Annotated in this window: 20 protein-coding genes and 1 other RNA gene; 8 read left to right on the forward strand and 13 right to left on the reverse strand. The window is 33.3% G+C overall.

The genetic code is table 11. The annotated features are described in order from the left end of the window. Window positions 1–90 precede the first annotated feature (90 nt). On the forward strand, window positions 91–1,203 hold the full coding sequence (locus tag NNH57_RS09055; RefSeq protein WP_074408777.1) for a porin: 1,113 nt from the start codon (window positions 91–93) through the stop codon (window positions 1,201–1,203). Window positions 1,204–1,253: 50 nt separating this feature from the next. On the opposite strand, the gene NNH57_RS09060 is transcribed toward NNH57_RS09055, so the two are convergent. After that, window positions 1,254–1,868: a DUF1684 domain-containing protein gene (locus NNH57_RS09060; protein WP_082994958.1), complete on the reverse strand. Its 615-nt coding sequence runs from the start codon at window positions 1,866–1,868 to the stop codon at window positions 1,254–1,256. 134 nt (window positions 1,869–2,002) lie between these two features. Between NNH57_RS09060 and NNH57_RS09065 the strand changes: the two genes are divergently transcribed. Next, on the forward strand, window positions 2,003–3,217 hold the full coding sequence (locus NNH57_RS09065) for an MFS transporter (RefSeq protein WP_074408779.1): 1,215 nt from the start codon (window positions 2,003–2,005) through the stop codon (window positions 3,215–3,217). 25 nt (window positions 3,218–3,242) lie between these two features. Continuing rightward, window positions 3,243–3,998 (forward strand): DJ-1/PfpI family protein, encoded by a 756-nt coding sequence (locus NNH57_RS09070; protein ID WP_074408780.1) that lies wholly within the window; start codon window positions 3,243–3,245, stop codon window positions 3,996–3,998. 299 nt (window positions 3,999–4,297) lie between these two features. Here the strand turns inward: NNH57_RS09070 and NNH57_RS09075 are convergent, their stop codons facing one another. From NNH57_RS09075 to NNH57_RS09085, 3 genes are all read right to left on the reverse strand, one after another. Next, complete coding sequence (locus NNH57_RS09075) at window positions 4,298–5,719, reverse strand: hypothetical protein (protein WP_074408781.1); 1,422 nt, start codon at window positions 5,717–5,719, stop codon at window positions 4,298–4,300. Between the two features lie 55 nt (window positions 5,720–5,774). Beyond that, entirely contained in the window at window positions 5,775–6,308 is a 534-nt protein-coding gene (gene sigZ, locus NNH57_RS09080) for an RNA polymerase sigma factor SigZ (protein WP_074408782.1), read from the reverse strand. A 391-nt stretch (window positions 6,309–6,699) separates the two neighbouring features. Then, window positions 6,700–7,164, reverse strand: a complete 465-nt coding sequence (locus NNH57_RS09085; protein WP_074408783.1) for an Lrp/AsnC family transcriptional regulator — start codon at window positions 7,162–7,164, stop codon at window positions 6,700–6,702. 250 nt (window positions 7,165–7,414) lie between these two features. Between NNH57_RS09085 and NNH57_RS09090 the strand changes: the two genes are divergently transcribed. Then, window positions 7,415–7,798, forward strand: coding sequence for a hypothetical protein (locus tag NNH57_RS09090; RefSeq protein WP_074408784.1), 384 nt, complete (start codon window positions 7,415–7,417; stop codon window positions 7,796–7,798). 43 nt (window positions 7,799–7,841) lie between these two features. Here NNH57_RS09090 and NNH57_RS09095 read toward each other — a convergent pair whose 3' ends face one another. From NNH57_RS09095 to NNH57_RS09105, 3 genes are all read right to left on the reverse strand, one after another. Continuing rightward, entirely contained in the window at window positions 7,842–9,389 is a 1,548-nt protein-coding gene (locus tag NNH57_RS09095) for an alanine/glycine:cation symporter family protein (protein WP_074409110.1), read from the reverse strand. Window positions 9,390–9,482: 93 nt separating this feature from the next. Continuing rightward, complete coding sequence (locus NNH57_RS09100; protein ID WP_074408785.1) at window positions 9,483–10,601, reverse strand: helix-turn-helix transcriptional regulator; 1,119 nt, start codon at window positions 10,599–10,601, stop codon at window positions 9,483–9,485. A gap of 240 nt (window positions 10,602–10,841) precedes the next feature. Next, the gene (locus NNH57_RS09105; protein ID WP_108807800.1) at window positions 10,842–14,276 is read right to left on the reverse strand and encodes a methylmalonyl-CoA mutase family protein; all 3,435 of its coding nucleotides are present in this window, start codon (window positions 14,274–14,276) and stop codon (window positions 10,842–10,844) included. Window positions 14,277–14,559: 283 nt separating this feature from the next. Here NNH57_RS09105 and purU point away from each other — a divergent pair, with 283 nt between their 5' ends. Continuing rightward, window positions 14,560–15,414, forward strand: a complete 855-nt coding sequence (gene purU, locus NNH57_RS09110) for a formyltetrahydrofolate deformylase (RefSeq protein ID WP_074408787.1) — start codon at window positions 14,560–14,562, stop codon at window positions 15,412–15,414. Window positions 15,415–15,481: 67 nt separating this feature from the next. Here the strand turns inward: purU and NNH57_RS09115 are convergent, their stop codons facing one another. Together NNH57_RS09115 and NNH57_RS09120 are read right to left on the reverse strand one after the other, a co-directional pair. Continuing rightward, window positions 15,482–16,945 (reverse strand): ankyrin repeat domain-containing protein, encoded by a 1,464-nt coding sequence (locus NNH57_RS09115; RefSeq protein ID WP_132066078.1) that lies wholly within the window; start codon window positions 16,943–16,945, stop codon window positions 15,482–15,484. Between the two features lie 200 nt (window positions 16,946–17,145). Beyond that, window positions 17,146–18,102 (reverse strand): MBL fold metallo-hydrolase, encoded by a 957-nt coding sequence (locus NNH57_RS09120; RefSeq protein ID WP_074408789.1) that lies wholly within the window; start codon window positions 18,100–18,102, stop codon window positions 17,146–17,148. 129 nt (window positions 18,103–18,231) lie between these two features. Here NNH57_RS09120 and NNH57_RS09125 point away from each other — a divergent pair, with 129 nt between their 5' ends. After that, the gene (locus tag NNH57_RS09125) at window positions 18,232–18,945 is read left to right on the forward strand and encodes a DUF4197 domain-containing protein (RefSeq protein WP_074408790.1); all 714 of its coding nucleotides are present in this window, start codon (window positions 18,232–18,234) and stop codon (window positions 18,943–18,945) included. A gap of 138 nt (window positions 18,946–19,083) precedes the next feature. After that, the gene (locus NNH57_RS26545; protein WP_108807799.1) at window positions 19,084–19,260 is read left to right on the forward strand and encodes a Lacal_2735 family protein; all 177 of its coding nucleotides are present in this window, start codon (window positions 19,084–19,086) and stop codon (window positions 19,258–19,260) included. A 122-nt stretch (window positions 19,261–19,382) separates the two neighbouring features. On the opposite strand, the gene NNH57_RS09130 is transcribed toward NNH57_RS26545, so the two are convergent. From NNH57_RS09130 to NNH57_RS09140, 3 genes are all read right to left on the reverse strand, one after another. Then, entirely contained in the window at window positions 19,383–20,168 is a 786-nt protein-coding gene (locus NNH57_RS09130; RefSeq protein WP_108807798.1) for an ABC transporter substrate-binding protein, read from the reverse strand. A gap of 316 nt (window positions 20,169–20,484) precedes the next feature. Further along, a complete protein-coding gene (gene pyrF, locus NNH57_RS09135; protein ID WP_108807797.1) occupies window positions 20,485–21,297 on the reverse strand; it encodes an orotidine-5'-phosphate decarboxylase in 813 nt (270 codons plus the stop codon). A gap of 28 nt (window positions 21,298–21,325) precedes the next feature. Next, window positions 21,326–22,534, reverse strand: a complete 1,209-nt coding sequence (locus NNH57_RS09140) for an NAD(P)-dependent oxidoreductase (protein ID WP_074408793.1) — start codon at window positions 22,532–22,534, stop codon at window positions 21,326–21,328. Window positions 22,535–22,683: 149 nt separating this feature from the next. Here NNH57_RS09140 and ssrA point away from each other — a divergent pair. Then, window positions 22,684–23,081: a transfer-messenger RNA gene (ssrA, locus tag NNH57_RS09145) on the forward strand. A 354-nt stretch (window positions 23,082–23,435) separates the two neighbouring features. Here ssrA and NNH57_RS09150 read toward each other — a convergent pair. Continuing rightward, window positions 23,436–23,756, reverse strand: a complete 321-nt coding sequence (locus NNH57_RS09150; protein WP_074408794.1) for a hypothetical protein — start codon at window positions 23,754–23,756, stop codon at window positions 23,436–23,438. Window positions 23,757–23,845: the final 89 nt, after the last annotated feature.

Here is a 23,845-nt window from a genome sequence, read left to right on the forward strand (position 1 = left end):
GACACTTACAACTTTATCCTTTCGGGTTCAAATTCTTTTACATAGTTTTACACCCCTAATCAAAAACAATTACAACAATTACAATTAACTATGAAAGTAAAGATTATCACAGAGTTTTTAAAAAAAGTAGCTCTCCTTACTTTATTTCTTTTGAGCTTTAATGCCATTAGTCAAGAAGAAGAACCAAAATCAACACTAGGTAAATTATTGTCTAAAATAAACTTATCAGGATCTATTGACGGATACTACAGGTACAATTTCGCAGCTCCTAATGACAACTCGGTAGCTCCAAAAACTTTTTTTGTAGATGAAAGCGGTTTTGCATTAGGCATGGCTAATGCTATTTTGGGATATGAGGGTGAAAAAGTTGGGTTTGTAGCCGATCTTGTCTTTGGACCCAGAGGAGAAGATGCTGTATTTAATTCTGATGATTCTGCTCAAATGATTAACCAGTTATTTGTTTACTGGAATGTAACCGAAAGCGTTAAGCTTACCTTCGGTAATTTTAATACTTTCATAGGGTATGAAATGATTTCACCAACAGAAAATTTCAATTATTCTACTTCATATATGTTTACCTATGGCCCTTTATCTCATACTGGTTTGAAAGCAGATATTGCAATAAGTGAAAAATGGTCTGCTATGCTTGCTGTAATGAACCCTAGTGATTATACCGAAAATAACCCTTTTGATACTTACATCGCTGGAGCACAAATAGGATATACTCTGGATAACGGCAGTGCTTTTCTTAACTTTAGATATGGTAATGAAGGAGAACCCGGAGAAGTAGGTCCTACTTTTCAGGTAGATCTTACTACAGGATGGGATCTTACACAAGATTTTTATCTCGGCGTGAATACAACCTATGTAACTACAGAACCACAAGAAAACGGAGATGCTTCTGGGTTTTACGGAGTAGCACTATATCCTCAATACAAGACATCTGAAAAATTCGCTATAGGAATAAGAGGAGAATATTTCTCGGTTTATAATGGTGGATTAACAGATGTAATTGGACTAGACACACATGGTGATGGAGATGTTATTACGGCTACCCTAACAGGAAATTATACGATTGGAGAGTTAACACTTAAACCAGAATTAAGAATCGATGCTACTTCTGAAGATTCCTTTTTAGATAATGATAGAGAAGCTACAAAAAGTCTTTCTTCTTTTGTACTAGGAGCAGTATACAAATTTTAATATATCTATTTTATAAAGCAAAAGCGTTCTGATTGCTCAGAACGCTTTTTTTATTTATTCTCTGGATATTTCTTATATGCCTTAACACCTACAGGAATCTTTACATCGAGATGATTTGCTTCTGGTGGTATTGGACAAGAATACCTGTCATTATAAGCACAATAGGGATTATACGAAGTATTAAAATCAATAATAATATAATCTCCTTCAGGGATTTTTAAATCTATAAAACGTCCTCCTGCGTAACTTGATTCTTCATTAGTTAAATCTGTAAAAGGGAGAAATAAATAATTTTCAAATTCTGGCTGAGTTTTTAATCCTTGATTTTGATATATCTGTAATACATAAGATTTTTTCTGTAATATAAAGTGAGCCTCTCCATATTTGACATATATAGGTTCTCTTCCTGTAGTGGTTTTCATCACAAAAGGTGTTTCATACGGTGTACGAATAAATTTTGCACGGATACAAAAAGAAGTATCGATTTCAAAAAAATCAAGCGTTTTAAAACGTTCTAAATCTTTTGGTGTTAAAGGTGAAGTTTCTTCAGAAGCAAAATCCTTGTTAAGTTCTTCCTGAAAAGACAATATTTTTTTTATCGCTATAGAATCCTGAGCAATTATATTCCCAATAAAAAACACAAATAAAATTGATATCCTGAACACTTCCCCTTTGTTTTTTTGCAAAAGTACAATTTACAATTAGTTAACTAATTAATTTTAATAAAATTATGCTTAAATAATAGATAAAAAACTACTTTTATCTATTAATTGGATGTCTAATACAAATCACGAATACATTGCTAAAACTTTTACTTCATTATTTCAACTCTTTTTCTGGGCTATCAAAAGAGGTGTGGTGGTTAGCTCTGATCACTCTAATCAATAGAGCCGGGGCAATGGTCATCCCCTTTTTATCTTTATACTTAACCGATGACTTAAATTTTTCGTTGCAACAAGTAGGTTGGATTATGACCAGTTATGGATTAGGTTCTTTTTTAGGCGCCTGGTTAGGAGGTAAACTAAGTGATCAAATTGGTTACTACAAGGTCATACTTATTTCTTTGTTATTAACGGGTGTCTCATTTATAACTATTCAATATTTTACTAGTTTCTGGAGTATTTGTGTCGGTTTCTTTGTTCTAATTGCAATTGCAGATATGGCCAGACCTGCTTTTTTTGTAGCATTAAGTGCCTATAGTAAACCAGAAAATAAAACCAGATCATTAACTTTTATTCGACTTGCAATTAATCTAGGTTTCTCTGCCGGTCCTGCAATTGGTGGGCTAATTATAGCATCTATAGGATATTATGGTTTATTTTGGGTAGACGGGATTACTTGTATTATAGCCGGATTTGTGATGATACAAACGTTACATCCCAAAAAAGCAAAAATACAAGACAAAGAAGTTGTTGTCGAAAATCCGGTAAGCGCTCATAAGGACGGTATTTATGTCCTGTTTTTAATAGCATTGGCTTTATTTGGATTTATATTTGTTCAGTATTTTTCTACAATACCATTATATTATAAAGAAATACACCAACTATCAGAACAAAAAATCGGATTATTACTTGCTTTAAATGGCGCTTTGATATTTTTCTTTGAAATGCCATTAATTGCATATCTGGAAAAGACAAAATTATCTAAAATAGGGAATGTTATTGGCGGGTTTGTTCTAACAGGCATAAGTTTCCTACTGTTATTAGTTACTCCGTGGGCAGGAGTTTTGGTTATCGGAATGATTATCGCCACACTTGGGGAGATGGTTGCATTTCCATTTGGAAATGCTTTTGCTCTAGACAGATCAAAAAAAGGAAGACAGGGAGCATACATGGGATTGTATAGCATGTCTTTTTCTTTAGCTCATATTTTTGGTCATAACTCAGGGATGCAATTCATAAATAATTTTGGATTTGAAAACACCTGGATTTTTATGGCGCTGATTGCTGCTTTAGGAACATTTTTATTATATATCGTAAAACGAAAACTTAATCAGGAAAAAGTACCTGGTTAACCAATTATTTATAAAACCTATACCAATGAAAAATTTCTTTTTTACCTTTTGTATTATACTAATTTATAGTTGTACCCAAGTACAGCAAGAGAAACAACCTGGCACTATAAAAATAGAAGCAATAGAAGAGAAAAAGAGCTTTCCTAAATTAGAGCCTAACCGATATAATGTTGCTTTCCTTATTATGGATGGCACCTATAATACTGAATTTACGGCACCGTTTGATATTTTTCAACACACTCAATATCGTAAAAACATAAAACAAATGAATGTTTTTACTGTCGCAAATACAGACCACCCAATAACTACATTTGAAGGTGTAAAAATTATACCTGATTATAATTATGTAAAAGATTCTTTGCCTCAAATAGATATTTTGGTAGTTCCTAGTGCCGAGCACCATTTAGACACCGACTTAGATGATAAAGTGATGCTTGATTTTGTAAAACAAGTTGATAAAACTGCTTCATTTATGACCTCGCATTGTGATGGAGCATTTGTTCTTGCCAAAGCCGGAGTTCTTGATAATGTAGTATCTACTACTTTTCCTAGTGATATAGATCAAATGCGAAGTACGTTTCCTAACCTGGATATTAGAAAAGAAGTCCTATTTGTACATGACAAAAAGTATATAACTTCTGCCGGAGGTGCCAAAAGTTTTGAAGCTGCATTATATTTATGTGAATACTTATATGGTGCAGAAATTGCAAGGTCACTTGCAAAAGGATTAGTGATTGATTGGAATCTGGAAAAGGTACCTCATCTGGTGATCAATAAATAAAAATAATAAAAGCGACCTTATTCAGATCGCTTTCAGTATTTAGGGAAAATTACGTACTCTCTTTAGCTTCAAGATTCGGGGTCTTTAGACTAATGTCCTCACACTTAATTTATCCCTGATGTATTCCAAACTAATATTTTAAATCCGTATCGTCATACAGTTTAAAATGTTAATTCTGGACGACACATCAAGTATTTTTTACTATTGTAAATATAATGTAAAAAAATCATATATACCAAAAAAATGACGACAAAAAACACATAAATTCGATGAAATACACAAAATTTTATGATTTCAATTTATTTTGAAAAGAAGTATTTAGAATTTCCGAGGTATTTTTTTATTAATTTATTATACTTTTCAGACATTTTTAAGGCCAATGTCCCTTCTATGGTGTACAATGCGTTTAGATCTTTATATCCGTTTTTCAACATTTGTTCTAAATAAAACAAAGCTGTTTCATTATCCTGATCCTGGGCGCTTAATGAAATCACTTTTCGATACGATTCAAAATCTTTTTTATCGACTAGTGTACTTAATATATTAAGAAATAAATTTCCTTCCAGGTTTTCTTCTTCTTTAACAAGTTGGTTTTTATAACTATCAACCAGATACTTCACATACCCTTTCATTCTATAGGCCATATGACGAGCTAGTTTTTCTTTTCCTAAAATCAAGGTATCTAACTCTGACATTTGATACTTCCACCATCCTAGATTTTCAAATTCTTTTACTTCGATATCTTCTTCCATTGAAAGCAAATATGCTTCTCTAAGAAAATTTTCCTTGTTCAGGTATTTTGTTTCCAGCCGTTTCTGTTGCTTATACTCCTTAGTTTTTCTAATTTCTTTCTGCTTTTCTTTTAGATCATTAGTATTAAAAAAGGTGCCATATTTGAGTCGTATACGTTTTACTTCATCAAACGCATTTAAAAACTTATCTTGATTTAGATACAATTCTACTTGTTTCATTTCTCTCTTAAATAAATTCTTAACCCAAATAGAATCTTTTGGTATCCTTCCTTTATTCATTGCTCGCAATGTGAAATCCGAAAGTGCTTTTTTAATCTGTTTATTGGGCAATAATCCAGAATCTTTTTCATAAACATAAACATCGGCAGGAACCGCCCTGTTTTTTAAGTACTTTTTAATATTGAAAAAATCCTGGTACTTATGATTATTAACACTTACAATACCCTGGTAAGAAAAGTTTTTTTTGATCCTTATCCTCGAATCATAGAAATATGTATCCTCTATTGCAATTACTCCAAACACCTCATTAGGATATAAAGCAGCTAGCAAACTTGCCAGCTTTGCATCTTCTTGAACTCCTGCAATATAGGTTCTTCCTTTTTGAATCGGAAAAAGAGAAAAAATATGGTTTATAAAATCCGATACATATTCTACTTTTTTTTGTGCTTCTTGCTCTTCTAGGAAATTACTAATCGCAACAATATACCCTTGTTCTTCGGCTGCTTCTCTGTACAATTGTGCGGTTTTTCCTGTATTTCCCGAACTATCAAACCCCAGCAGCAAGGGCCAACTTTTATTTAAATCAAAAGATTTGGGTAAGTAAATACTAAAATGATTACCCGACGAAGGAATAATCAAAGAATCTGTAACAACACCCTTTTTGAGTGTAAGTGTATTTTGCCCATAGCTTATTAAACTTAGGCAAAGTATAACAAAAAAGAGGTACTTTTTGGAAAACAATATTGACACAACGCAATGATTTTATAACTAAATGACACAAAAAATATACCACTTAATAGCGTTTTTATCTACATATTTTACAATTTTCTTTCTCTTTAGCCTCTCCTACTAATTTTCCTTTATCATCAAGCTTATAATCACAACAATCCATATACCCTTGTATGATCATTTTTCGAGCACGTTGTATTTGTGATTTAATGGTTGATAAAGGAAGCCCTAATTGCTCTGCGATTTGTTTTTGCTTAAAACCTTTTACATCAGAAAGAAGTAATGGCTTTCGATATTTTTCTGGTAGTCTGTTTATTAATCCTGGGAGACAATCTTTTTCAGAATGGTTGGTAGTCTCTTCATATATTTGTTCTTTTATAAAATCTGTAGTCTGTTTATTTTTTTTTAAATAATCATATACTGTATTTCTTGCAATGGTGAACAGCCAGGATTTGATTTTAGAATGATCTCTAAGTTTATTTTTATTACTATGTACTTTTATAAAGGTCTCTTGTATCAAATCATCTACAATTTGATCATTTTTCACTTTACTTTTTATAAACAATCTAATGTCTTCATGATAGGTTTTCCAAAGATTCAAAGTTTCCATAAATCAAAACAGTAATACCCCTATTTCTACTATAAATAGAAATAGGGAAGTTATTGTTAACAGCTACATTCTGTACATTCGTATCCTATGCTAGAGCAATTAGAGCATTGTCCTTCTACGCAACTTGAACATGTACAGATACATTCTTTATTTTTCATAACGCTATGTTTTAATATGATTATATACCTATAGGACTAAAACAGATACAAAAAGATGCATAATTACCTCATAAATTTAATGAAATCTGATTTAGCATCATAAAAAAAACGTCTGAATGCATTCAGACGTTTTTTATCTTTTCCCTGTACTCTCTTTAGTTCCCCAAACTAATGTCCTCACACAAGATAAAGATTGTTCTTTATATACATATAATCAAATCTCATGCCATAAATTAGACATCTAGTTCTCCAAATTCGATATGACTAGTAATTGGGTTATTCTCTATAAGATTAGACAATATAATATGTGTTTTGACTTCTCCATAAGTGATCAACCTATCTATAAATTCTTGTAAATGTATTTGGTCTCTTAACACTACTTCCATAACTATATTTTCGTTACCTGTGATTCGATAACAATTCATGACTTCCTTAAATTCTGACACCTTTATCAAAAATGGTTTTAATCTTCCCATAAATGCTCGTAGTGTAATTATTGCTTTTAATTGATACCCAGTTTTGGTATATGAGACATCGGCAATATATCCTTTTAAAATCCCATAATCTTCCATCTTTTTTATCCTTTCGGCAACTGCAGGAGAACTCAAACCAACTTTTCGTCCTATTTCTGTATTAGACAGTCTTGCGTTTTGTTGTAAACACTTCAAAATATCCCAGTTTATAGCATCTATTTTCATTACAATATTTTTCAATTTTTTAGTGATCATATAGCATATGTACAAGCTCTCTTTTTCTATCGATATCTAAGCTTTTATACTATATATTACATATACTTACATCTCCTAATTATTATTTCATTTACAAAAATTTCATTTTTAAGCAAAAAACAACAAAAGTCCTTAATTACTAATGTAAATTAATCATTTAACTTTAAATAATAAAGAAAAAATACTAAAAATAACATTATTTTTGAGGTAACAAACTAATATGAGATTACAGCCCCGAAATAAAAGATTATACAAGAAAGCTCTTGAGATATTTACACTCTCGAGAAGCATTTCAAATTATCTTGTTCATGACTTGGCTGCATTACAAAATAATGGGAATGAGAATCCTCATATTTATTTTACAGGTGACATCATAAGACAATCAGATGCACTGGCTCCTAAAATAATTAAAGCCGAAAACCAAGTCTTTCAAGATGAGCGTATAAAACATGCTACTTCTCTGATACATATTACCAATAGGCTTTATAAAAATTGTGAGCGTCTTGAACAATCCGAAAGTAACGGAAAAGAATTCTTAATTCTATTGCGCAAAGAACTTAGAAAATTTAAACATCTGCAACGTTCCTGGATGATGAGTTTATAAAGTTTCCTCTTTATAGATTTTACCTTTTTTTCATTTTTCAATATTATCTAATCCTTTTGGCAATACTCTTTTTGTAGCGTTTTAATTCGTCTTTCACCTTAGGGCTTAATAAAAACAGGCCTATCATGTTGGGTACCATCATCGCAAAAATCATGGCGTCACTAAAATCTGTAACTGCATTTAGTGTAGCTGCAGCACCTATTACAGTAAAACAGCAAAAAATAGACTTATACAAGTATTCTGTACGTTTACTTCTTCCAAAAAGATAGCTCCAGGCCTGGTATCCATAATATGACCATGAAATCATAGAAGAGAAAGCAAAAAGTAATACTGCAATCGTAAGGAGATACGGAAACCATGAAACACCACTCTCTAATGCAGAGGCAGTAAGAAGGACTCCTTGTTCAAAATCAATTTCGGTACTTGTATCTACCTGCCCGGTTATAATTAATACCAACGCAGTCATTGTACACACAACCACGGTATCGATAAAAGGCTCGAGTAATGCCACAAGTCCTTCGCTTGCAGGGAAACGTGTTTTTACCGCACTATGCGCTATTGATGCACTACCAACTCCTGCTTCATTACTAAAAGCTCCTCGTCTAAATCCCTGAACCAGTACTCCTATAAAGCCTCCCATCACTCCTTCGGGATGAAAAGCACCATCCCAAATCGCTCTAAACGCTGCCGGAATAGCCGAACTATACAACACCAAAACTGTCAGGACTGCTACCATATAAATCAACACCATAAAGGGTACAATCTTATCGGTTACACTTGCTATTTTTTTGATTCCGCCAATGATAACAACCCCTACCAATATCGCCATGATAACTCCAAACACCCAACCTTGCCCATGCAACATCGAGTTATCCGAAATTATCACATGGTCAAACAATTTAAATGCCTGATTTACCTGAAACATGTTACCACCGCCAAACGATCCTCCTATACACATAACAGCAAAAATCACAGATAGCACCTTACCAAATTTGGCATATCCTTTTTCTCCTAACCCTTTGGTTAAATAGTACATAGGGCCTCCAAAAATTTTCCCGTCGCTATCTACCTCCCGGTATTTAACTCCCAGGGTACATTCTACGAATTTTGAAGACATCCCTAATACCCCAATAATAATCATCCAGAGTGTTGCTCCGGCACCACCAATAGACAAGGCAATTGCAACACCGGCAATATTACCCAGCCCTACTGTAGCCGAAACAGCCGTAGTTAATGCCTGAAAATGGCTAACTTCTCCTTTTACATTATTATCTTTATTTTTTTCTTCTACCGAAATGCTTTCAGTAGATAATTTATTTGTCTCCTCCTGATCCCAATTCTCTAAAGCATCGTATTTTCCTCGAACTACTTGTATTGCAGTATAAAAACTTCTTACATTAATAAACTTAAAATATAATGTAAAATATCCGGCTCCTAATAACAATACTACAACTACCCAAGGAATCCCTACAGTTTCTGTGATAGGAATTTCGGCTAGAATTGCATCGACAAACCAACTGGTAGCATCACCAAAAATACGATTGATATTTTCATCTAAATTTTGTTCTGAAATAATACAAGGAAATAACATAGTAAAATTTTTAAAGCAAATTGCTCTAAAAACTGAAACCATAAAAGGTTAAGTAGTATTCAAAATTTACGACCAGAATGGTTAAGCATACGGTTACGTATCATCTTTTAATGAAGTATACTGAAGAAAACTATTAGCCTTTGCAAAAGCAATTAATTGCTCTTTACCTCCTGCCCCGCTTATATTAAGCATCTTTTTTATTTGATGAATATGGGTCTGAAATCCATCTGTACTAATATGCATTTCCTGCGCAATTTCGGTATATGATTTATAGTTCCCATAATACGCCAGATACCCTAAAACCTCTTTTTGTCTATCAGAAAGTTCTATTTTTGAGGTTGCTTTTATCGTTTTTAGGTTAGTTTTTAATGTTTTGATCGTATCCAAATGACTTTCGTTTGCCAATAGTAATTGTTCTTTTTCTTTTTCGAGTTTAGCTTTTTGAATTTCCAGTTTTTGAGCCAGACTTTGCTGTTGTTCTTTTTCTGAAAGAAATTTCCAACTGTATAAAAGAATAGAAAATAAAAGAATAAAAAGAAATTTGAACGAAATAGCAGTAATACTACCTAATACTCCCCAGAATTGCTGATCGATAAATTGTAAAACTCTATCCTGCGGTATCATACGATGGCAAACAGCGATTACAATTAAGACAAATAATGCAAAAGTAGGTAAGTACATAAATCTCATCTGCCGTCCAACAAAAGCTTTATTAAGCTCATATAGTAGCGAAATAGCTACCAAAATAGAAATAGGGATATCGATCAACCAAATAAAATTATTACTAATCTCGGGATTACCATAGGAAGATGCGATAAAAACAAAAGTGATCATTCCTAAAACACCGCAAAAGAGCCCTATAAATTCTCGTACACTAAAACGTTGTACCAATCGCACTACAATACCTGGTTTTTGAGGATGTTCTATTGAAGGAAGGGATAATAAAATAAACAATGAGTTTGCTAAAGAAACCAGTACTCCAAAATAAATCAGGATTTTATTGGTCGAAGGCCATTGTAATCCTTCAACCATAATCAAGTTAACCAAGGCTCCAAGACCCCAAACAAATATTGCCAGTCCAAACCACTTGATTCCATGAATAGCTTTTTTATCAGCTCCACGAAGTTTTTCTTTGCTAAAAATACGTTGAATTACTATTGCCGAAATAAGGCACACAATTGCAGTTACTGTATATTCTATGGTACTAAACACGAATTAGATTTTTATACCAAATTTCAAAGTTAAAATGGTATTACTCATGCCTAAAGATATTGAAATTTTGATCATTATTAATCTTTCTTAGATAAACCCTAAATAAATCGAGTATTGAATTGAGTTCATCTAATGCTACAAACAATAAACCTCACAGGGATACTGAAACAAGCTAAGTATCTCTGTGAGGTTTTGTTAAAAGAATTCTATATTATGCTTTGTTCTTACGAGTTAAGCAACTTACATATTTCGTCTATACTGCCCTCCTACTTCAAACAGTGCTGATGTTATCTGGCCTAAAGAACATTTTTTACATACATCCATTAAAGCTTCAAAAATGTTCTGATTACTGATTGCTTTTTGTTGCAGGTTTTTTAGTAGTTCTGCAGTAGTGTCAGCATTTCCTTTATGCAATTCGTTTAGCATTTTGATCTGATATTGCTTCTCTTCCTCTGTTGCACGAATTACCTCTCCTGGTGTTACCGTTGGTGATCCTTTAGAGCTTAAAAATGTATTTACTCCAATAATCGGAAACTTTCCATTATGTTTCAATGTTTCATAATACAAGCTTTCTTCTTGTATTTTACTACGTTGATACATTGTTTCCATCGCCCCGAGCACTCCTCCTCGTTCTGTAATTCTGTCAAACTCTACCAATACTGCTTCTTCAACAAGATCTGTTAGTTCTTCTATAATAAAAGATCCTTGAATCGGGTTCTCGTTTTTAGCAAGCCCCAGTTCTTTATTAATGATCAATTGTATTGCCATTGCCCTACGCACAGATTCTTCTGTTGGTGTGGTAATGGCTTCATCATAAGCATTGGTATGCAATGAATTACAATTGTCATAGATCGCATATAACGCCTGAAGCGTCGTACGAATATCATTAAAATCAATTTCCTGAGCATGTAATGATCGACCCGAGGTTTGAATATGATATTTCAACATCTGGGCTCTAGAATTCGCTCCGTATTTATCTTTTAAAGCTTTTGCCCATATTTTTCGCGCTACACGGCCAATAACTGCATATTCTGGATCGATACCATTCGAAAAGAAAAAAGATAGATTAGGTCCAAATTTGTTAATATCCATTCCGCGGCTTAGGTAATATTCTACATAAGTAAAACCATTTGCCAATGTTAATGCTAACTGCGTGATTGGATTTGCACCTGCTTCTGCTATATGATATCCAGAAATAGATACCGAATAGAAGTTACGTACTTGTTGATCAATAAAATACTCTTGTACATCTCCCATCAAACGCAATGCAAATTCTGTAGAGAAAATACAGGTATTTTGCGCCTGGTCTTCTTTTAGTATATCTGCTTGCACTGTACCACGAACAGTGTTTAAGGTCGTAGCTTTAATTTCATTATATACATCTGCAGGCAATACCTGATCTCCTGTAACACCAAGAAGCATTAATCCTAATCCATCATTACCTTCAGGGAGTTCGCCTTGATATTCTGGACGTTCTACACCTTTTTTGGCATATATCTTTTTGATTTTTGATGCTACTTCGCTCTCAAGATTCTTTTCTTTAATATATTTTTCACAGTTCTGATCTATTGCAGCATTCATAAAGAAACCTAATAACATTGGAGCAGGGCCATTAATGGTCATACTCACCGAAGTCATGGCATGTGTTAAATCAAATCCAGAGTATAATTTCTTTGCATCGTCAAGACAGCAAATCGACACTCCTGCATTACCAATTTTACCATAGATATCGGGTCTTTGATCAGGATCGTTTCCATAAAGTGTTACCGAATCAAAGGCTGTAGAAAGTCGCTTAGCGGGCATTCCTAAACTCACATAGTGAAAACGTCGATTGGTACGTTCGGGACCTCCTTCTCCAGCAAACATACGTGTTGGATCTTCTCCGGTACGCTTAAAAGGATATAACCCTGAAGCATAAGGAAACTCACCAGGTACATTTTCTTGTAAGCACCACTTCAAGATATCTCCCCAGGCTTCATATTTTGGTAAGGCCACTTTAGGAATCTGACTATGCGACAAAGACTCTGTATGGGTTTCTATTTTAATTTCTTTATCTCTTACTTTAAAAGCATAAATAGGATCTTTATATTTTTTGATCTTAGCAGCCCATCCTGTAATAATTTCCCAATTATAAGGGTCAAGATTAAGTTTTACTCTATCAAATTCTGCCAAAAGTAATTTCAAAAATGATGCATTATCCTCATTTTTTGCACTCTGAAGGCTCTCTTCACCAATTCCATTCTTAGACAAAGCAATAGAATCGACATTAGCAACGCTACAGATCGTTTTATAAATACCATATAATTTTTGTGCAACTTCTACCTGAGTATTTGCAGTTTTATCATATGCTCTGTTATTTTCAGAAATTTCTGATAGATATCGTGTTCTACTTGGCGGAATAACAAATATCTTTTCAGACATTTCTTTAGAAATATGAAAATCAGATTTTAATTCTGCTCCTGTCTTCTCTACAATTTTATCCATAATTTCTTTGTAGAGTGTATTCATTCCCGGATCATTAAACTGCGAAGCAATAGTCCCGAATACTGGTAATTCATCTTGTGGAATATCCCACAATTGATGATTACGCATATATTGTTTTTTTACATCTCGCAATGCATCCAAAGAGCCTCTTTTATCAAACTTATTGATAGCTACCAGGTCTGCAAAATCCAGCATATCTATTTTCTCTAATTGTGTTGCAGCACCAAACTCTGGTGTCATTACATATAAAGAGGTATCACTATGTTCTAAGATTTCGGTATCAGACTGACCGATTCCCGAAGTCTCGAGAATGATAAGATCAAATTCTGCTGCTTTAAGCACTTCTATAGCTTCTGCTACATACTTAGACAATGCCAGATTAGATTGTCGTGTAGCCAGAGAACGCATGTATACTCTTGGAGAATTAATCGCATTCATTCTAATTCTATCTCCAAGTAGTGCTCCTCCCGTTTTACGTTTAGAAGGATCTACAGAAATTAATCCGATTGTTTTTTCAGGAAAATCAATCAAAAACCGGCGAACCAACTCATCTACTAATGATGATTTACCGGCACCACCCGTACCAGTAATACCCAGAACAGGTGTTTTAGATGTTTTATTTTTTATATGAATTTGATCTAAAGTATCCTTAGCGACTTCAGGAAAATTTTCTGCAGCAGAAATAACTCTGGCAATAGAACCGATTTCTTTTTCTGCCAGATGCTCTACTTCTCCGTTAAGACGATCTCCTATAGGAAAATCCGCTCGCTCTACCAGATCATTGATCATCCCTTGCAATCCTAATTCTCTTCCGTCATCAGGAGAGTATATACGAGTAATCCCATAATCCATCAGTTCTTTGATCTCTTCGGGAAGGATTACTCCACCACCTCCGCCAAATATTTTAATATGAGTTGCTCCTTTTTCCTTTAGCAAATCATACATGTATTTAAAATATTCGTTATGCCCTCCTTGATAAGAAGTCATCGCTATAGCATTAGCATCTTCTTGTATGGCACAATTCACAACCTCTTCTACACTGCGATCGTGGCCTAAGTGAATGACTTCTACCCCTGTAGACTGGATAATACGTCGCATAATATTAATAGCGGCATCGTGTCCATCAAATAATGAAGCTGCGGTAACTATTCTTACTTTATTCTTGGGTGTATACGGTGTTTTTTGTTCCATTGATAATAAAAAGTGGTTTTAATGCTGCCAATTTACGAAATATGCATCAAAAAGGATTATTTTTTTAGAATTATATAATTTATTTAACCTATCTAATGCTTTCATTATTTATAGTTCAAATTTAATATTAATTATCCTAGTTTTCTAAAAATCATACATTGATCAGGGCAATACAGTATAAATTCATAAGAAAATAAGGGTTATTCATAAAAGTTAATAAAAAACAATTTCAAAAATCAGTTCAATAATAGTAAGTTTATGTCTTGAGAAAACACAAGTCATAATGAAAAAAACAACCCTATTAATTAATTGCCCCGACAGAAAAGGAATTATTGCAACCGTCACCAATTTCATTCTGGCCAAAAAAGGGAATACTATATATATAGAACAGCATGTAGATCGTGAACTAAGGGAGTTCTTTATGAGATTAGAATGTGAATTTGATGAAGATGAAGAAAAGCTAACACTATTTAAAGAGTCCTTTACTACACATGTTGCAGAAAATTATAATATGCATTGGGAAATGTATAATGCCGAAAAAAAGCCTCGAATGGCTCTTTTTGTTTCTAAATATAATCATTGCCTTTATGATATTTTGGGAAGATATGCCTCTGGAGAATTAAAAGTACATATCCCTATTATTATAAGCAACCATGAAGACCTTAAGCCTATTGCTGATGCTTTTGATATCCCATTTAAACATATCCCAGTAACAAAAGACGCCAAAAAACAGGCTGAAGCACAGCAAATAGAACTTCTTAAAGAATATAAAATTGATTTTATAGTTCTGGCGAGATATATGCAAATTGTTTCTTCCGATTTTATAGATCAATTTCCTTATAAAATCATAAACATACACCGTTCTTTTTTACCTGCTTTTCCTGGAACAAAACCATATCATTCTGCTTACGAAAGAGGTGTAAAAATCATTGGCGCAACAAGTCATTATGTAACTCCTGATCCAGAAGGCGGGCCTATTATCGAGCAAGAGATTGCACGTGTATCCCACATTCATAATGCTGATGATTTTATGCTTAAAGGCCGAGATCTCGAAAAAATTGTATTATCGCGAGCCATTAAACATCATCTCGAAAGAAAATTGCTAGTTTATAATAATAAAACTGTCGTTTTTTCTTAAAGTGGAAACGCTATTAAAATATACTTCTGTTTCGAAGCACAGAACATTACAACCAGGAGACTGGTTTTTATAAATATTTACGCTGCTTTAACCATTTTACCATTTTAGGATTGATTTCATGTCTTGGTAATTTTCTAAGCGGTTTGATCTTTGCGCTGTTCTGTATAAGAAGGGTAACCATCTCTGTATGACTATATAATACAGCAATACATAGTGGTGTTTCTGTATATGAACCAGTGTGGGTCCCATGTTCAATCGGTACCTTATGTTCTAGTAATACTTTTGCTGCTTCCAGAGCATTTTCTTGTGCCGCTATCATCAAAGGTGTTTTATGAAAGTAATTTGGTGTGTTAGGGTCTGCACCATGATCTAATAATAATTTTATAACAGTTGCATTATTTTCTTTAACCGCAGATATAATTGGTGTTTCACCTAAACCAAACACATTTGTGTTCTGAAGATTGATATCTGCACCAGCATCAAGAAGTATATGTATTAACTTGACATTATTTTTAATGACTGCCATATTCAACGCAGAAAACCCTAATTTAGAAGCAGTATTTACATCTACTCCTATTTGTAGTAAATGCTTCACTAATGGAGTATCTTCTTGAGCACAAGCCTCTACCAAAGATATCTTCTCTATCCCCTCAATAGTATCTATTTTGAATTCTTTAGCATTTTCGGGTGTTTCCTGTTGTATCTCTTCCAAAAAATCTTCTTTAAGCCCGATAGGTGTTTTTATAACTTCTTCTGAAGTCTTAATTTCTTTTACAGAATTCGAAACAGAATCTGTTATGCCATTCTTTTTAAGATACTTTATACTTTGCTTGAAATATTTCGCTATAGTTTTGTTTAGAAATTTAGCATAGTCAATAGATTCTCCTCGTTTAATTGATAAATATGCCATCGCATAAGCAATAACTTGTTCTGGTAAATACCCTTGTTTACTCATTTTCCAGTTGCTCCCAATTCCTATTTGTTGTGAAGAAAAATTAAATTTAGAGTTTCCAATAAAAATTCCAAAACCACATACTATGGCAAGAAGATCTGTGAGATACTCGTCATTATCCTTAATCCATTGTTCTCCTAAAAGCAGTTGATGCGATAATTCGTGAGCTATTGTAGCAATTAGAGTTTCTAAGTTATTAAGCTGATCGGTGGCTATAAAAATCGTAGTAACATCATTTAAATTCTGATACATCCCTGCCGCACCTTTCCATCTCCCATTGATATCGGCTGGAGTTGTAAGAATTCTACCATCTTCCATTTTTACTGCCCCATCATTGAATAATTTCAACTGAATACTTATATCCTCTATCCCCATTAGTTGCATAACCTGATTCAATACAAACTTTGCATCTAATAGAGTACCTTCAAACTTCTTACTAAAATAAGGATGAGTTGGTAATATGGTTTCTATTTTTAACTCTCGTTCTGCTAGATTTTCTTCAAGAAATGTAATACTTTCTTCTACCCATTTTTTATCTTCTGGAGTAATAGGCAATTTCAAGTTATTTTTCCAAAACATATATAGTTTTTCACTTTATAAATTATCTATAAAGATAAAACGATACTCAATAATAACATCCCCCATTTTCAGTGATTTTATATTTCAAATTTTAATACTAATATTTATAGTTTTTCTATTTAGAAAGAATGTGTTTTACCGATCAATGAAGGTCTATAGAACAAAATAAGCAATCACTTATAACAATAATGCTGTAGTTTTTATAGCGGAAAAACATCCTTGGTATTTGCAAAATGATACCCTTGTTCTTCTAGAGCTGTTCTTCCTTCATATTTTTTTTGAAGTACGGGATTCGAATGATTAAAATGAATGAATATTATTTTTGATTTCACTTCTTTTGGTTCATTTTTAAATAAAGCAATGGTTTCTTCGATAAAAGGGTGTGGCACCTCAGACATTGGCCTTGGGATTTCTCCGTTTTTAAAGAAAGTGGCATCAATAAAAGCATAATCCACTTGTTTAACCTGATCAACAATATTTTTCTCCCAAAGAGACCACTTATTAATATCCGGGATAAATAATGCTCTTTTATTATTTCCGATAATTTTATATCCTACTGTTTCAGAATATTCATCCCTATGAGGCACCAAAAAAGGAATGACTTGTATAGCGTTTGTTAAGGTAAGTGTAGAATCTGCTTGTGTAGGTTTAATAGCGATATTCTGCAAAGAGACTAATTGCGACCAAGGGCCGTTAGTTTCTAAAAAAGATTGCATTCTTGGCATTGCATACACAGGTATTTTATTTGCTCCCATGGCTTCTCTGCCAAAATGCATCAATCCTGTATAGTGTCCTATATGGGCATGTGTTAAAAAGACTCCATCAATAATAGCATCATTTTTTAGATGTTCATTATCTAAGATCGCTAATTGTTCTGGCATATCTGGCGTTGCCTCGAATATAAATTTTTTATGGTTTTTCTTATCAATTACCCCCAATGCAGTAACCAATTCTTTATTTGCCAGGCCTTTTTGAACGGCTATATATTCGCTTGTATTGTTAATATGAGGAAACCCTCCGTCCTGCGCAATTCCTAATACAGTTATGTATTGATCAAATTCATTTTGTAGAACAGATTGGCTTTTTATCGATACTTTTTCATTTTTACATGAAATAATTAGAATAGATAGTATTAAAAAAATTAAATTTGGTTTCATCTGGCTACATTTATTAATTTTTAAAGGTCAGGTAAAATTCGCAATGCGTAATTATGATTGAATATCGACCTAATCATAATAGCGTATTACATATAGTTATAATTACAATCTCAAATCTAATAAGAAATCATGAAACAAATTTTTATTATACTCGCTATCTTTTTATTATCAAGTTGTGCAGAATTACAACAAGTTGTAAATAACCTTCCGCAAACTACCGGAGGTTTTGGATTAAGCAATATTGATATCTCTAATGGATTAAGAGAAGCTTTAGATAATGGTATTGATAAGCAAGTCACAAAACTTACTCAAAAAGATGGTTTTTATAGAAATCAACTTGTTAAAATTCTTCTTCCGCAAGAGTTACGAAAAGTAGATAAGACGTTAAGAGATATTGGATTAAGCAAACTTGCAGACGAAGGGTTAAAAGCAATTAATCGTGCTGCAGAAGATGCTGTAAAAGAAGCAACACCTATATTCGTGGGTGCTGTAAAACAAATAACGTTTAATGATGCCAAACAAATACTATTAGGTAATAACAGGGCAGCTACTCAATATCTTGAGAGTAAGACTCGTAATCAACTATATCAAAAGTTTAATCCTGTAATCAATAAATCGTTTTCTAAGGTTGGCGCAGACAAAATTTGGTCTAATATCATCACAAAATACAATGCTATACCTCTTACAAACAATGTTAACCCAGACCTCACCGATTATGTAACGGGCGAAGCTCTTAAAGGGGTATATGCTATGATTGCAGTAGAAGAACAAGAAATCAGAACTAAGCTTAGCTCCAGAACAACTGATTTATTGCGACGGGTATTTGCTCTACAAGATCGATAAAAGCATAAACAAGTCTCTTAATTGTTGATTAAGAGACTTGTTTATATTTATCACAATTTTAGACTACCTTAACTGATTCTTAAGAAACCGCCTTTTTATTATCGAGTATCTTTGCATTATTAATGTAAGAGAAGAAAAATGTTTGCCTGGTTAAAGAACAAAACTGAATTGCAAAAACTACAGTATACCTACTGTAAATTAATAAAAAGCGCTTATAAATTAGCACTTACTGACCAAGAAAAAAGCGATCAACTTCATCAAAAAGCTGATAAAATCTTAATTCAAATAAAAGAAATTGAAGGGCAATCTTCCTGATGAATATTTGATACTTACTCCTAAAACTGTTTAGTACTGTTATTTAAACATAAAGTATGGGCTAATTTCATACCAATACACTTCATGGATGGTATAGAAATAGTTGTCATGTACAGAATTTTCTATACTTCATGAAGTGTTCTAAAATACGTAAAAGCTTCTGCAAGTCGAGACCCATACCATGAGAAATACTCTCCATCAACCAAAATAATCTTTGCAGCGGTTGTATTTTTCAATTCATCGATATGCTTTTCTGAAAAAGGATATGGCTCTGAGGATAACATGATCAAGTCTAAATCTTGTATTGTGCTAAGTTCTTCTTTTGACACTTCTGGGTAACGATCTTTACCCCCAAAAACATTTACGAAACCATTTACTTTTAGCAGATGATCTACAAATGTGTTTTTACCGGTCACCATCCATGGATCTTTCCAGATAAAATAGGCAACTCGTTTTTGGGGCATCCCAGACACAAAATTGTCAAAAGACTCTTTTTCTAATCTTATTTTAGATATTAATGTAGTTGCTTCCACTTTTTTGTTAAAAATATCTCCATATTGCTTAATCATTTCTATAGCTTCCGATATAGAAAAAATATCTGAAACATGTACAGGATATTCTTTTTCAAGATATTCTACTATTTCTCTTGTATTCTCTTCTTTATTACAAAGAATAATATCAGGATTTAGCTTTTTAATTTTTTCGTAATTGACTTTCTTAGTCCCTCCTACAATAGCTTTTTGATTTCTTATCGTTTTTGGGTGAACGCAGAATTTAGTAATCCCCACAATATGATCTGATACTCCTAACGAAACTAATAACTCGGTTTGCGAAGGCACTAAAGAAATAATACGCTTTGGATATTTTAGAAATTCAATTCTCCTCCCTAATTGATCTGTACATATCATATCGCTGGTCGTGTTACATTTTATGAATTCTTAAAAATTATAAAAAAAATCATAAATACTTAATAATTAGATACTTAAAAATAGGATTTTAGAAATTATCTTCTTATCTTAGAAGATATTAATATTAAAATTTTGGGGCTATGAGTTCAATATTACTAAATGTTATCATTTATGGTATAATGGCATTTTTCGTTATTTTTATTGCATACGGGCTTTACGGGTATGCAAAACATGTTTTTAACGCCAATAGACGTTAATTCTATCCTTTTGGAAAGGAACAAGAGTATACACTATTCTTGTTCCTTTTTTATTTTTATTATTTCAGGATATTTTCCATTTGTTTTTGAAGCTCAACTGCTTTTTCTGCTGCTGCTTTGGCATAATCAGTTCCATCTGAAGCATATATAATACCTCTAGAAGAGTTGATTAACAGTCCTATCTGATCATTCAATCCGTATGTACATACTTCTTGTAAATTTCCGCCTTGTGCGCCTACACCGGGAACCAAAAGAAAACTATCTGGTATAATTTTTCTAATTTCTCCAATAAACTCGGCTTTGGTTGCACCAACTACATACATTAAGTTTTCAGAGTTTTTATATGATTTAGAAACTTCTAATACCTGCTTATACAATTCTTTTCCCTCTACATTTTTTGTTTGAAAATCAAAAGCGCCCTGATTAGATGTCAATGCCAGTAAAATCGTGTGTTTATTTTCGAAAGCTAAAAAAGGTTCTACAGAATCTTTACCCATATAGGGGGCTACGGTTACAGAATCAAATTCTAAGTCTTCAAAAAAAGCTTTGGCATACATTGTACTTGTATTACCAATATCTCCCCGTTTGGCATCTGCAATCGTAAAAACCTCAGGATAATTTGCATTTAGATAGGTAATCGTTTTTTCGAGAGATTTCCACCCTTTAATACCGTATGCTTCATAAAAAGCAGTATTAGGTTTATAGGCAACAGCAAGATGGTGCGTTGCGTCTATAATGGCTTTATTAAACTCAAAAATAGGATCTTCTTCATTTAATAGATGCTTAGGGATTTTATTTAAATCCACATCTAATCCTATACATAAAAATGATTGTTTTGCATGTATTTGAGCAACCAGTTCCTGAGTTGTCATATTAATTGTATTGATCTATTGATTAACATTATTCTTTACCCTCTACATAATCCTGAAGATAACTATATCTTTCAGTTAACTTTCCGTCTTTGGTCATTCTTGCTCTTTCGAGAATACCATCTTTATCATCATTAAAAAATGCAGGGATTACATATTCTAAAAACATGTCTCCAAATCCTGTACTGGCATCTTTTGGTAATTCGCATGGCAAATTATCAACAGCCATGACCCCGATTGCATTTGGATCTGTAGCATCGATTTCGGTTTCGGTTTGTGGGTTATAGCCATATATCGGATCTGCAATTGTAGAAGATCTAATTGTAGAGGCAACCGGCCCATCGATATCACATGAAATATCTGCTACCAATTTGATATTAAAACTTTCGGATTTTGCATCTTCCCTGGTAAAAATATAAGGTGCTCCGTCTCCAAAGAAGTGACCTGCAATATACATATCACTTACTTCTGCAAATCGCATGAAATCTCCTTCATATTCTTGTGGGTTGGTATAAAAATCACCCTTGTCTATAATACGCCCGTCTTTGCGTTTATTATAATCCAACACATCAATTTGAACATAAACAGGTTCATCAAACGTAGCATTCAGGTATTCGTCTATAGCAACTTCTCTGATATTCATAGCATCGATAATCTCTTTGGCTCCACCTCCTACTTTTCCGTTTCCGGTAAGTACAATCTTTATATTAGGTAGCTCAATTTTCGATAATTCAGACTCTAATGCTTTTTGATCGTTCAGTGTTTCGGCCTTTGGTAAGGTAAAAGTATCAAACTTAAGTCCCCAGGCTCTAAATCCATTATATGCACCAACGATCCCAGCGTATTTTCCAAATCCTATTAACCTAAAACCATTTTGTCCTACAATAACTTCATGGTCATATAGCTCTATATTCTTTTCGAGAATTGCCTTTAGTAAATCCCTGTTATACGATTGCTTTTTGATCGTATGTGAAAAGAAAAAATATTTTTTATTGGGTAATAAAGCGGCAATAGGCACTTCTTTTACACCAAGCAGTACATCACAATCTGACAGATCATCAGAAACGGTAAAACCTGCTTTTTCATACTCAGAGTCATCAAAAACTCTAACACTAGAAGGTTCTACAATAAAAGAGGCTTGAGGAAATTTGGTCACTACTGATTTTAGGCCATTTGGCGAAAAAACGACACGACGATCTGGCGGGTTTTTTCGCTCTTTAATGACACCGAACTTAGTCATATGAATTGGTATAAATTTTGTACTAAAAAACGAGGGTAAAGATATGATAATTATGATTATATTTGCTGCCCGAAAGTATTTTTGGTCAAATTGAGAGCATATTTTGTTTTCTAAAGAAATATAATGATCAAATTTCGGAAAATACTACTGGGGTCGACTGGTTTTGACAGCGAGATTAATAAGGTAGTAAGCACGTCGAGCGCTGAGATATAGCTCGTAAATATCATATTTCACTTTTTTAAACGGCGAGAATAACTACGCCCTAGCTGCATAATCTGAATTCTAGTAGGATAATGCCTCGGTCTACAAGGTAGACAAGCAGGATACTCTTCAAAAGCCTTGGTTTATGGCGTTTGGTTTTGAGTATCGTAAAAATAGACCTAGAAATTATAGGATCTTGATATAATTTCGAAACTTAATTGAGAATAAGCGGTAAGTTGGCGGTTTTTGGTCTTTCCTATCGACGAAAATTAAACAAAAACTAAACGTGTAGAAAGCTATTGTATTACTTGTTTGGACGAGGGTTCGAATCCCTCCGACTCCACTACAACCCTGCCAAATGGCAGGGTTTTGTGTATCCGGGGGATTCGGCCGACACGCCAACTGGCTCCTTCGCTGCAAATGTCCTCAGGACATTTCCTAATCGCTACAGCCCTCTCAGACTCCACTACAACCCTGCCAAATGGCAGGGTTTTGTGTATCCGGGGGATTCGGCCGACACGCCAACTGGCTCCTTCGCTGTAAATGTCCTCAGGACATTTCCTAATCGCTACAGCCCTCTCAGACTCCACAAAAAACTCCCAAATCTATAATGATTGTGGGAGTTTTAAATTTTAGGTAACAAAATCGATAACTAAAATAGTATATCTTATCAACGTTTGTTATCAGGACAAAATACCTTCTACTTATCCATTAGTATAATGTCATCATTTATACTAGACCAATACTCTAATGAATGGATAGATGAAGTCGAATTCAGGTTTTTAATTTTAAATACCTTTTTTAATCGATACTCTACTCCGTTTAGTATCATTTCTCTTTCATTACTTTTTTCATTTTCAAAATGAGTCATCTGCATTATAATGTATTTTTCTTTCTCTATATGTAAGAACGATAAATCACCTTCTCTATAAAATTTAGATACATTTACCTGTGTCTTTCGCTCTTGGCTATAACCACATAAGGATATTAAAAGAATAAATACTATAATTAGGTTTCTCATTTGTTTATTGAACTTTAGTTTTTTAATTATTTTCTATAAATTTCTACTCAGTCATGAAAATATAAAAAATCCTATAATTCCCCATTCAT

The organism is Aquimarina spinulae, from assembly GCF_943373825.1.
GTDB lineage: Bacteria > Bacteroidota > Bacteroidia > Flavobacteriales > Flavobacteriaceae > Aquimarina > Aquimarina spinulae.